Annotated in this window: 13 protein-coding genes and 1 tRNA gene; 11 read left to right on the forward strand and 3 right to left on the reverse strand. The window is 30.5% G+C overall.

The annotated features are described in order from the left end of the window. Positions 1-35 precede the first annotated feature (35 nt). Positions 36-413, forward strand: a complete 378-nt coding sequence (locus BLQ93_RS07985; protein ID WP_092129477.1) for a HEAT repeat domain-containing protein — start codon at positions 36-38, stop codon at positions 411-413. After that, complete coding sequence (locus BLQ93_RS07990; protein ID WP_092129478.1) at positions 403-783, forward strand: HAD hydrolase family protein; 381 nt, start codon at positions 403-405, stop codon at positions 781-783. The genes BLQ93_RS07985 and BLQ93_RS07990 overlap by 11 nt, the downstream gene beginning before the upstream one ends. A 144-nt stretch (positions 784-927) precedes the next feature. Here the strand turns inward: BLQ93_RS07990 and BLQ93_RS07995 are convergent. From BLQ93_RS07995 to BLQ93_RS08005, 3 genes are all read right to left on the reverse strand, one after another. After that, a tRNA-Ser gene (locus tag BLQ93_RS07995) sits at positions 928-1,019 on the reverse strand. Positions 1,020-1,060: 41 nt separating this feature from the next. After that, a complete protein-coding gene (locus BLQ93_RS08000; protein ID WP_092129479.1) occupies positions 1,061-1,468 on the reverse strand; it encodes a hotdog fold thioesterase in 408 nt (135 codons plus the stop codon). A gap of 13 nt (positions 1,469-1,481) precedes the next feature. After that, positions 1,482-2,225, reverse strand: coding sequence for an energy transducer TonB (locus BLQ93_RS08005; protein WP_159427516.1), 744 nt, complete (start codon positions 2,223-2,225; stop codon positions 1,482-1,484). Between the two features lie 179 nt (positions 2,226-2,404). On the opposite strand from BLQ93_RS08005, the gene mraZ reads away from it, so the two are divergent. The 9 genes from mraZ to BLQ93_RS08050 all read left to right on the forward strand — a co-directional run bounded on the left by mraZ (position 2,405) and on the right by BLQ93_RS08050 (position 11,905). Beyond that, positions 2,405-2,851, forward strand: a complete 447-nt coding sequence (gene mraZ, locus BLQ93_RS08010) for a division/cell wall cluster transcriptional repressor MraZ (RefSeq protein WP_092129484.1) — start codon at positions 2,405-2,407, stop codon at positions 2,849-2,851. Continuing rightward, complete coding sequence (gene rsmH / locus BLQ93_RS08015; protein ID WP_281182337.1) at positions 2,848-3,744, forward strand: 16S rRNA (cytosine(1402)-N(4))-methyltransferase RsmH; 897 nt, start codon at positions 2,848-2,850, stop codon at positions 3,742-3,744. Before mraZ ends, rsmH begins: the two co-directional genes overlap by 4 nt. Next, positions 3,737-4,075 (forward strand): hypothetical protein, encoded by a 339-nt coding sequence (locus tag BLQ93_RS08020; protein ID WP_092129488.1) that lies wholly within the window; start codon positions 3,737-3,739, stop codon positions 4,073-4,075. Before rsmH ends, BLQ93_RS08020 begins: the two co-directional genes overlap by 8 nt. Beyond that, positions 4,072-5,739 carry a peptidoglycan D,D-transpeptidase FtsI family protein gene (locus BLQ93_RS08025; RefSeq protein ID WP_092129490.1) on the forward strand — a complete coding sequence of 556 codons (1,668 nt, stop codon included), beginning with the start codon at positions 4,072-4,074 and terminating at the stop codon, positions 5,737-5,739. Before BLQ93_RS08020 ends, BLQ93_RS08025 begins: the two co-directional genes overlap by 4 nt. Continuing rightward, the gene (locus BLQ93_RS08030) at positions 5,726-7,138 is read left to right on the forward strand and encodes a UDP-N-acetylmuramoyl-L-alanyl-D-glutamate--2,6-diaminopimelate ligase (RefSeq protein WP_092129492.1); all 1,413 of its coding nucleotides are present in this window, start codon (positions 5,726-5,728) and stop codon (positions 7,136-7,138) included. The genes BLQ93_RS08025 and BLQ93_RS08030 overlap by 14 nt, the downstream gene beginning before the upstream one ends. Beyond that, positions 7,122-8,444, forward strand: coding sequence for a UDP-N-acetylmuramoyl-tripeptide--D-alanyl-D-alanine ligase (locus BLQ93_RS08035; protein ID WP_092129494.1), 1,323 nt, complete (start codon positions 7,122-7,124; stop codon positions 8,442-8,444). Before BLQ93_RS08030 ends, BLQ93_RS08035 begins: the two co-directional genes overlap by 17 nt. An 81-nt stretch (positions 8,445-8,525) precedes the next feature. Beyond that, positions 8,526-9,536 (forward strand): phospho-N-acetylmuramoyl-pentapeptide-transferase, encoded by a 1,011-nt coding sequence (gene mraY, locus BLQ93_RS08040; RefSeq protein WP_245670457.1) that lies wholly within the window; start codon positions 8,526-8,528, stop codon positions 9,534-9,536. Between the two features lie 4 nt (positions 9,537-9,540). Beyond that, positions 9,541-10,851: a UDP-N-acetylmuramoyl-L-alanine--D-glutamate ligase gene (gene murD / locus BLQ93_RS08045; protein WP_092129498.1), complete on the forward strand. Its 1,311-nt coding sequence runs from the start codon at positions 9,541-9,543 to the stop codon at positions 10,849-10,851. Beyond that, positions 10,829-11,905 carry an FtsW/RodA/SpoVE family cell cycle protein gene (locus BLQ93_RS08050; RefSeq protein ID WP_092129500.1) on the forward strand — a complete coding sequence of 359 codons (1,077 nt, stop codon included), beginning with the start codon at positions 10,829-10,831 and terminating at the stop codon, positions 11,903-11,905. The genes murD and BLQ93_RS08050 overlap by 23 nt, the downstream gene beginning before the upstream one ends. Positions 11,906-11,907 lie beyond the last annotated feature (2 nt).

Raw genomic sequence — 11,907 nt, forward strand, 5'->3', positions numbered from 1 at the left:
TATAATGATCCCTTGCCAGGCAATGGGGAGGTTTTATGAAATGGTTTTGTCCAAACTGCTGGCAACAAATTGAAAGAAAAACAAATAAATGTCCGCATTGCAACTATGACTTGACTGAATTTGAAAAAATTTCTTACGAGGATAAACTTATCTTAGCACTTAAAAATCCTATAAGAGATCACAGAATGTTTTCAATTTACATGCTTGGGCAAATTTTAAGCCCAAAAGCAGTTAAGCCCCTATACGAGCTTGCCTGCTCAAGCTCTGATACAATTGAGCTTTTCTATATTGCAAAAACACTAAAATTAATAAATACCAAAGAGTCTATAAAATACCTATATAAACTAAAAGAAAAAAATAACATGCTTTTAACAAACTTTATTAATAAATTGGAGGAAAAATATGGAAATTGAAATTTTGAGTGTAGGTAAAATTGTCTTAAAACGCATCATATTAGACTTTAACGGCACACTGGCAACAAGCGGAGTACTAATAAAAGAAACTAAAGACATTTTAGAAAAACTATCTAAAGCATTTGATATTCATATTGTTACAGGCGATACTTTTTCAAGCGCTAAAGAACAGTTAAAAGGCTTGAATGTCAAAACCATTATTGCGCCATTAATCGACCAGATAACATTTAAATTAGAATATGCAAAATCAATCGGGCTTTCAAATTTAGTAGCTATAGGAAACGGCAAAAATGACTCTCTTATGCTAAAATATGCTAAATTGGGTATTTGTGTAATTGGTAAAGAAGGCGCAAATCTTGAAGCGCTTTAAAACAGCGATATTATAGTATGCGATATAGTAAGCGCCCTTGAGCTGCTTTTATACCCAAAAAGGCTCGTTGCAACGCTTAGGGCTTAGCCATTTTAGATTGCTTACATCAAAAATCAAGTAAAAAGCAAAGTTTATGTAAAAATCTGGCGGAGAGGACAGGATTCGAACCTGCGGAAGGCAAAATTGCCTTCAGCTGATTTCGAGTCAGCCGCCTTCAACCACTCGGCCACCTCTCCAGATATGGATTGTAAACAATTTATGCTAAAAATCAATTGTATTAAGCTTTAACAATTCTTTCAGATTTTATATAAACTTCACCATTGAAAAAAGCTATTAGTTTTTTATCAGATTTTCTCTCTACAGTTATAGAATAAATACCAATTTTTTTTGTTCTATTTAATTCTTTGGCTGTTGCAATAAGTATATCGCCTTGTTTGGCTGCATTTGCAAAATTAATGTTTGCTGATATTGCAAGTGCAGTATTGCCATAAATATTTGAAGCACCAGCAAATGTATAGTCAGATAAAGAAAAAATTACACCCCCATGGCAAACACCCGCAGCGTTTAACATATCTTTTCTTACAAGCATTTGTGTACAAACATAGCCTTCTTTTGCTTCAATTACTTCGATACCAAGCCATTTACTGACCTGATCGTTGTTTTTCATAAATTCTACTACATTCATTTTTTCTCCTAAATCAAGAATTATTTAACTTAAAATTAATAGGTATAACAATTTTTACATTTTTATCTAATTTAACAAGTGGCTCTATTTTTTTGATTGCTTCGATTGCGCTTTTATCTAAAATGGAATATCCTGAACTTTTTACAATTTCAATATCCTTTATTATCCCATTATCTATAATAAAAGAAATGACAACTGTACCTTCATAGGAATTCCTTCTTGCTAAATAAGGGTATTTTAGGTGTTCTTCTATTAGTTTTCTTAAAAATGCGTAATCTTCTTTTGAAACACTTTGAAAAGAATTTGTTGTTTGGGTGGTTTGAATGTTTTGAGTAGTTTGAACAGCACTACCTTTAGAACTTTTAGTATTAGATTCATTGTTACTAATTGTATCTGTATGAACAATTGCATTGTTTGTTTTTTCAATTTTATCTGTTTTGTCAGCAGTTTTTAAATTACCTGTTTTTTGTATTTCTTGTTTTGGAAATACCTTATTATTGATTTTTTCTTTTGGAATCGATTCCTGAGTGATTAAAATATTTTGCTTTTTTTGAGCTAAAGTTTTGTTTTTTACATGTAGAATTTTATCATCTGTTTTTGGTTGGCTAATTCCTAACAAAACAACTTCAATAGGTTTTTTTATAGGCTTATAAAATCCGCTTAAAAGTTTAATGCCAAGTGCAAAAAATATTACGTTGACAAATATGGACAAAGCTAATGATGATGTAAAGGTTTTCTTTGTGTAAAATTTTTCCATAATTGATTGGAATGTATCAAAAAAACTTTCATTAGTCAATAAAATATGCTTTATATTCAATGTTTTTCAAAATATAATATGCTTTAATAAATATACCGTTACTTGCATTAATTTATTTATTTTTTTGTTGACAATTCAATTAAATATATGTAAAGTGGAATAAAGTGGAATGAAGTGGAATGCTTAGAGGACGTTTCGAGTGCATTTTAGATGATAAAGGTAGAATAAAAATACCTTCTAAGTTTTTAGAAATTTTAAAAGGAAGTGGTGTTAATGTGCTAGTTATGACTTTTTTTGACCAATCCATATACGCCTATCCTCAAGATATATGGGAAAGCTTAGAATCAAAAGCATTAAATTTGCCTTTAACAAATAAATCTGCACGTAGATTTAAACGAATGTTTTTTTCTAGTGCAATTGATGTAAACCTTGATTCGCAAGGAAGAATAATTATACCTCAAACTTTGCGACAGTTAGCAAATATAGAAAAAAATATTGTGGTTCTTGGTAACCTAGACCATATAGAATTATGGTCTGCCCAAAATTGGCAGCAGGAAATGGATCTATTAATGCAAGATGAAGAAAAATTAGCTCAAGAAATTGAAAGTTTGGGCATAAAACTGTGATACACAAAAGTGTCTTACTAGTAGAGTCAATGGAGTTTTTACAACCAAAGAGAGGTTCAATGTATTTAGATTTAACATTTGGTGGAGGCGGACATACCGAACAATTATTAAAACTTAGCGCTCCAGACGGTATTGTGGTGGCTTTTGATCAGGACTCTAAAGCAATTGAAATTGCTCTAAAATTAAAAGAAATTTATAAAGATAGACTTATTGTGATAAAAGAAAATTTTTCAAATTGCTACAGTGTGGTTAAAGAAATAGGCTTTGATTCATTTGATGGGATAATAATGGACATAGGTGTAGCTTCTTTTCAATTAGATGATGCCCAAAGAGGATTTAGCTTTTCAAAAGACGGCCCACTTGATATGAGAATGGACAAAGATAATCCACTAAGTGCAAGAGAAATTATTAACAATTGGAGCAGACAGGAACTAGAACAAATTATTCGCAATTATGGTCAAGAGAGATTTGCGAAAAGAATTGCTTTAAAAATCGAAGAAAAACGGGCAAAAGCACCAATTGAAACAACGCTTGAGTTAGCTAATATAGTAAAAGAAGCTGTACCTGCTTACTTTTACAAAAAAATACACCCTGCCACAAAAACATTTCAGGCACTAAGAATTGCAGTAAATTCAGAACTTGATAGTTTAAAAAAAGGACTAAATGATGCAATTAAACTATTAAAACCCTATTCAAGGTTAGTTGTAATTAGTTTTCATTCGCTTGAAGATAAAATTGTTAAAGACACTTTCAAAAATTTTTCGCAACAAAAAATTTTATCCATTCTTACAAAAAAACCTATTGTACCATCTTTGCAAGAAATTAATGAAAATCCAAGATCTCGCAGCGCAAAATTAAGATGCGCTGAAAAATTGGAGGTAACATATGATTGATTACTCAGATTATTGGCTTGGAAACAGCAAGACTGTTGAAACAACACAGGAATCCGTTAGTTTTGCTCCAATTGTTTTAAGCAAAAGATTATTGATTTTAAGCTCTATTTTTTTATTTTTAATTATGCTAAATGTAATTATTGCTCTTAAAGCATCTGTGTTAAATTACAATATTAGTCATCAAGAAAAAATACTTAAAAACTTGCAAATAGAAAAAGCGGCACTTTTAAACAAATCAGACCATCTGCTTGGTACAGATAAAGAGTTAATTCAAGCAAGTAAGCTTGGTTTAAAACCTATAAATACAAGCCAGTTAATGTTTTATCAGTGAAAAAAACACGTTTTAATTTTTTATTTTTTTTAATTATAGCTGGATTTTTTTTGGTTGCTTTTAAGGCATTTTTGGTTCAAATAGCAGATAATAAAAACTATAGACTTGCTTATGCAAAATGTGTTGAACCACTAATAGATATTCAGGGCAAAAGAGGATATATTTATGATTGTAACAATAAAACGCTTGCGTTGGATATTCCATCTTATCAGTTGTTTGTGGACCCAAAGTTTTATACTGAATATAATAAAACCGATGATAAAAACTTTTTTAATTATATCAATTCCAACTTTCAACTAAACATAAAAAATATAATCGAGCAAAACAAAAATACACGCTATTTTAATATTGGTACGATCAAGCCTAAAGATTTTGAATGGGTTAGAGCCAATTTACCAAAAGGATTTGGTCTAATTAAAAATTATTCCAGATTTTACCCATATGCAAATAATGTGTCGCAAGTTGTTGGCTTTTGCGGTAATAGCAAACACGGTCTTGAAGGATTAGAAAAAGAATACGATATCTTTCTTTCAGGCCAAAATATAAAGCAAAAAGTTAAAATTACGCCATATGGTAACTTTGAGTTTTTAAAAAAACCTTTAGATGGAGCAAACCTACACCTCACAATAAACGTAGATATTCAAAATTACCTTCATTTTTTACTAAAAGAAACTTTAAAAGAAAGACAGGCAAAAATGGTAATTGGTATAATTGCAAAACCAGATGGTGCCATTGTTGCATTAGATAGCGTACCAAGCTATGATAATAATAAATTTTATGACTATAGTTATGCTAATATTAGAAATAATTCTATAAATTATTTATTTGAACCAGGAAGTATATTTAAGATTGTGACAATGTCAAGCGCCTTAGATTCAAATACATTTACTGGCAACGAAACATTGTTTTGTGAAAATGGCAAATGGAAATTTTCTGGTCACGTGATATCAGATGTTGAAAAAAATGGCGATTTGCCATTTGATAAAGTTTTTGCATACTCAAGCAATATATGCTCTGCAAAAATTGCACTAAAAGAAAACAAAGAAATTTTTTATAAGTATTTGTGGGCTTTTGGTTTTGGCAAAAAAACAGGCATTGACCTGCCAGGCGAAGCAGACGGACTTGTAAAAGACTACGTTAACCTAAAACCATTTGATTTAGCAACAATGGCATTTGGACAGGGAATCGGCGTAAGTGCTATTCAAATTGTTAGAGCCTACATTGCTATAGCAAATGGCGGGTACTTGGTAAATCCTTACATAGTTAATTATATTGAAAAAGACAAAAAAATTTTGTACAAACATAAAGAAACAAAAAAACAAATACTCTTGCCACAAACAATTGAAAAGGTAAAGCAAATTTTAAAATTAGTTGTAGAAGAAGGCACAGGCACAAACGCTAAAATTCAATATTATGCAATAGGCGGTAAAACAGGCACAGCTCAAGTAGCTTCACACAAAGGCGGATACAGCTTAAACGATTACACTGGTAGTTTTGTAGGTATATTTCCAATTGATAACCCTCAGTTTGTTATTTTAGTTACCGTTTTTGATCCAAAAGGTGTAAACTATGGTGGTGAAGTAGCAGCACCTGTTGTTGCAAAACTGGTTTCAATGCTTGCTGCATATTACAAAATTGAAGGGAGTGGTAATGTTATTAGGTGACATCGAAAATATTTGTAACTCTCAAGTACCAGATTATTTAAAAAATAAAGAAATAAAAGGTCTTGCGTATGATTCAAGAAAGGTTAATGAAGGTTTTTTGTTTTTTTCAATAAAAGGACAAAAAACCGATGGTAGATTATTTATCAAAGATGCATTTTCAAAAAAAGCAATAGCAGTAGTATCACAAGATTGCAGTGATATCGAAAATTGTATAGAGGTCAAAGATATCCGCAAATGCATGGGGAAAATCGCAAATTACTTTTACAATCAACCATCAAAAAAGCTAAACGTAGTAGGTATTACCGGTACAAATGGAAAAACCACAACCACATATTTACTTAAAGAAATATTTGAAAAAAGTGGTATAATTGGCACAACAGGGTATCGTTTTAATCATGTGGTAAAAAAACTAGAAAACACAACGCCAGAATCAATTGATTTAAATAAAATATTGCTAGAAATGATGCCTAATGTTGACTATGTGTTTATGGAAGTATCCTCACATGCAGTAACATTTGATCGCATAGAAGGCATAGATTTTAAACTAAAGGTTTTTACTAATTTAAGTCAAGATCACCTAGATTTTTATCAAACTATGGAAAATTATGCAAAAGCAAAAGCTGCTTTTTTTAAAGAAAATGATTTTAGGGTAGTAAATATCGATGATGATTTAGGAAAAACACTATATAAAAAAGGCTTCACAATAACTTACGGTTTTAAAGACTCTGACATTTATCCTCTATACTATAAATTTGATATAAACGGGATTTATCTAAAACTCAATGTTTTTGGTGATGTCTATGAAATACAATCAAACCTGATTGGCATATATAACATATACAACATCATGGCAGCAGTTGGCTGCAGTGTTTTTTTTGGCAAACCAAAAGCGCAAGTACTTCAAGCACTTTACAATTTTAAAAATGTTCCCGGAAGGCTCGAAAAATTTATAAAAAATGGCAAAGCTGCTATTGTAGATTATGCACACACAGATGATGCTATAAAAAATGTATTGCAAACGCTAAAAACTATTACAAAAGGTAAACTAATAGTGGTATTTGGTGCAGGAGGAGATAGAGATAAAACTAAAAGGCCCAAAATGGGTAAAGTAGCAAGTAGTATAGCTGATATAATTATAATAACAAATGATAATCCACGAACAGAAAATCCAGATGCCATTATAAATGACATTTTAGAAGGTGTAGATAAAAGTAAAAAAATTATAATTGAAAAAGATAGAAAATTAGCTATTATTAAAGGGCTTGAGAGTACCAGCGAAGGTGACTGCGTGGCAATTTTGGGTAAAGGACATGAAGATTACCAGATTATAGGAGATAAAAAATATCATTTTGACGATAGAGAGGTTGTAAGAGATTTTTGGAATGTGGAATCTAAATGAAATTATTGAACAATTAAAGCCGATTGAAATTTTAAAGCCAAAAAAAGTTAACTTTAAAAATATATCTATAGATTCCAGGGCAATTGAAAAAGACGATATTTTTCTGGCATTTAAAGGTGAGTTTAAAGATGGTCATGACTTTATAAATGAAGCTTTTAATAAAGGTTGTAGCTTATGCATCTGTGAAAAAAGCATAGATAAACCATATTTAAAAGTTTTGAACTCAAAAAAAGCTCTAAAAGATCTGGCGAGTTTTAATAAAATAAAAAGCAAAACCAAAGTTATTGCCATTGTGGGCTCTGTAGGAAAAACAAGTACAAAAGAATTATTAAAATCATATTTTAATGTGTCAAATATAAATTTTTTTTATACGCAAAAAAATGAAAATAATTGGATAGGGGTTTGCAAAACATTACTTAGAGCCTCAAGTTCTTCTACATTTGGTATAGTAGAAACAGGCACAAATCATAAAGGCGAAATTGCTGAAATTGCAAGTTTTTTAAAACCAGATTTTGTTATTTTTACAGAAATTGGAACTTCTCATATTGGAAACTTTGGCTCAATAGAGGCGATCTTCGAAGAAAAGTCATCTATTGTAAATTTTCTTGAAGATAAAAAAAACGTAATATACAATTTAGACAATCCAATACAAAAAAATAACTTTACTAAATTTCAAATAAGCTATTCAAAAATTGATTCTAACGCTTGCGTATATTTAATTGATTATAATAAAGAAGAATACTTCAATAAGCTTTATTTAAATGCGTTTGGTAAAAAATTTCAAGTTAAAGCACCATTTTGGTTAAATATTTCAAATATACTTGCAGCTGCAGCATTTCTTGGGTCTCAAAAACTATTGGATGAAAATTATTTTCAAGAGGCATTAAACAATATAATTTTGCCAGATTATAGAATGCAACTTGAAAAACTTGGGCATACAAACTTCATTTTAGATTGTTACAACGCCAGTTTTGAATCAATTAAATTTGCAATTGATGAGCTTAATACAAAAAAAGGCAAAAAGCTTGCAATACTTGGCGATGTATTGGAGCTTGGTATACACACAGAAAGTTTACATAAAAAAATTGGAGAATATATTTCGGCTTTTGATATAGATTGTCTTGCTTATGGACATAACGCAAAATATATAGCTTTAGCAAATAAAAATATACAGGTCTTTGAAAACAAAGAAGAATTATTAAAAACTTTAAGATCAATCTACGAAAAATATGATTGGATTTTAATAAAAGGCTCAAGAAAGCTTAAAATGGAAGAAATATTTTATAATTTGAGAGGGTTAACTTAAGTGTTTTATTATTTATTTTATAAGCAACTAATTGTCTACGCTCATTTTTTCAACGTTTTTTATTATATTACGTTTAGGTCTATGGCAGCAGCGGCAACAGGCTTTTTGCTATCAATGATATTTTCACATTATTTTATACCCTTTTTAAAAAAACAACAAATAGGTCAAACAATAAGAGAAGATGGGCCAAAAAGACATCTGCAAAAAGCGGGCACTCCAACAATAGGTGGAATTATTATATGGTTTGGTTTTGTTATTAGTGTTTTACTATGGGCTAAACTGGATGTAAATTGGGTATGGATAATTTTATTTAGTGCAATATCTTTTGGATTTATAGGCTTTTTAGATGACTTTCTAAAGATAAAAAGAGGTAAGGGAAACGGTCTTAAAGCAAAAACAAAATTTTACCTTCAAATTTTTTTTGCAAGTGTTGTATCTATTTTGATATATGTTGTATATAGCAGATACTCGATTTGTCCTGGTTGTTTTTATATGCCCTTTTTTAAAAACTTAGTTTTTAATATGGGTCTTTTTTATATATTATTTAGCATATTTGTAATAGTTGGCGCTTCAAATGCTGTTAATTTAACAGATGGACTTGATGGGTTAGCCACCGGGCCATCTTTAACAACAATATTTACACTGGCTATATTTGCATATGTTTCTGGAAATCTGATACTGGCTGGATACTTAAGACTGCCTTATGTATTTGGAAGCGGAGAAATCACGGTTGTTTTATCTGCATTATTTGGTTCATGTTTGGCATTTTTATGGTATAATTGCTATCCAGCAGAGGTATTTATGGGTGATACTGGCTCTTTAGGTCTTGGAGCGATTTTTGGTACAATAGCAATTATTATCAGAGAAGAAGTGGTACTTGTAATAGCTGGCGGTATTTTTGTACTTGAAACTATTTCTGTTATTTTACAGGTAGCAAGTTTTAAAACAACAGGTGAGAGAATCTTTAAGATGGCTCCAATACATCACCATTTTGAATTAAAAAACTGGCCAGAATCAAAAGTAATAATTAGATTTTGGATAATATCAATATTATTAGCTTTGGTTGCCTTAACTGCATTAAAATTGAGGTAAATCTATGAAAATTGCAATATTGGGCTTTGGAAAAAGTGGCAAAAGCGTATATGACTTACTTGTAAAAAAGAATGAAGATGAAGTATTTGTGTTTGACGATAATAAATTACCTGATAAACTGAATTTTTTTGGTCAGGATAAATCTAAAGCTTTTTTTGATATGAATTTTGACCTTGTTGTTGTTTCACCTGGTATACCAAAACATCACCCATTCATAAAACATGCTTTAAATAAAAATTTTCCTATTATAAGTGAACTTGAGTTTGGATTTAGGCTTACAAAATGCAAAATCATTGCAATAACAGGTACAAATGGAAAATCAACAACCGTAAAATTAATACATAATATCCTAAAAAAATCAGGCAAAAAAGTACTTATGTGTGGCAATTATGGTTTGCCTTTAACAAAAGCTGCACAGGTTTCACATTTGCTTGATTATTTAATTGTAGAAGTAAGTAGTTTTCAGTTGGAGTTTATTGATACTTTTAAACCCTATATTGCAATAATCTTAAATATAACTCAAGACCATCTAAGCTGGCATGGGAGTTTTCAAGAGTATAAACAAGCCAAGTTAAAAATTGCCAAAAACCTTTTAAATGAAGGCTTTTTGATAAGAAATCTCGACGAAGATTACAGTGTTGATGCTTTTAATGTAATTGGCTTTTCTACTCATAAAGATAATGTTGAGGCAAAAGTATCTCAAAATAGTGTAACTATTAATTTCAAAGAACATTTTGAGATAAAAAATACAAAACTTATAGGCACACATAATATGCAAAATATCGCAGCTGCAAGCCTTGCAAGTCTAATATGCAATGTAGATAAAAATACTATTTTGGAGGTAGCTATGAATCAAGAAACATTGCCACACAGGCTTGAGTATGTTTGTGAAATTGAAGGTGTAAAATTTTACAACGATTCAAAAAGCACAAATATAGACTCTGTAAGAAAAGCAATTGAATCATTTGAAAACAAACAAGATATTGTAATAATTCTTGGCGGTAAACACAAAGGTGAATCATATGCAAACTTAATGGACTTGTTGCCTCAATTAACGGGCGTCGTAGTTTTTGGCGAAGATAGAAAAAAAATCATAGCAGAATTAAACAAATTAAGACCTATACCACTTCCTGCTGTTAATGTTAAAGGAGCTGTTATTGCTGCATTTCATATTGCAAAACCCGGTGGAATAGTACTATTTAGTCCAGGTGGATCAAGTTTTGACCAATTCAAAAACTTTGAAGAGCGAGGCGAAGCTTTTAAAGCAGAATGCCTTGCATTTAAAGAAGAATATGACAAAGCACCGCGCCTTTGAACCTACAATCATAATATTTTGCACATTTATACTAGTTTTTATTGGTTTAGTAGAAACATGGAGTGCTTCTAATTATTTTTTCTTTCAGCATTTTGGTAAGCCAAACTTTTTACTTAAAAGATATTTAATATACATAGTTGTATCATTTTTTGTTGGATTGTTTTTTTACAAAATAAACCCTCAAAAATTAAGACAATTGATCCCTGTTTTTCTAAGTTTAGCTATTGTTTTTCTAATTGCACTTCATTTAGGCTTTGGTGTAAATATTAGAGGTGCTGTCAGATGGTTTAATTTTGGCTTTTTTTCATTTGAGCCAACAGAATTTGCACGTTTTGCATTTATTTTATATTTAGCAGATTTTATTGATCGCAAATACGAATCATTAAATGATTTAAATGTAATTTCACCCCTTTTTTTAGTTTTTGGTATTATAGCTTTGTTAATTATTTCTCAACCAGATATTGGTGGTGCATTTCTGTTTTGTCTTGTAGTTCTTCTTGTGCTTTATATTTTTGGTTTAAGGACGAGCTATATAGGTATTATTTTGGCTTTAGGCGTTATAGTTTTTTCGTTAGTTTTTTTAGTTCACCCAGAACGTTTACAAAGACTTAGCAGTTTTATACATAATAATCACCTTCCCTACCAGGTACATCAAGGCTTCATTGCACTTGCCGGAGGAGGCTTATTTGGAAGAGGTATTGGCAATGGAAGTTTTAAAAGTTTATTTTTACCAGATGCTTACAATGATTTTATTATTGCTTCCATTGGTGAAGATCTGGGTTTTTTAGGTGTATTGCTTGTTATAATACTATTATTTTTGCTTATTTACTCAATATTTTCTATTGCAAACAAATTGAATAATTACTACGAAAAAGCTTTTGTTTTCGGCACTGGCTTTTTATTTTCCATACAGATATTAATAAATCTTTTTAGCGTTTTTCATTTAATACCTACAAAAGGTACAGTGCTACCGTTTGTAAGCTATGGAGGTTCAAGTTTGGTTGTAAACGCAATGTTTATTGGTGCAGTTTTAGGCTTATCAAGAAAATTATAGTT

The sequence above is a fragment of the Desulfurella multipotens genome (genome assembly GCF_900101285.1).
In the GTDB taxonomy this organism is placed as follows: domain Bacteria; phylum Campylobacterota_A; class Desulfurellia; order Desulfurellales; family Desulfurellaceae; genus Desulfurella; species Desulfurella acetivorans.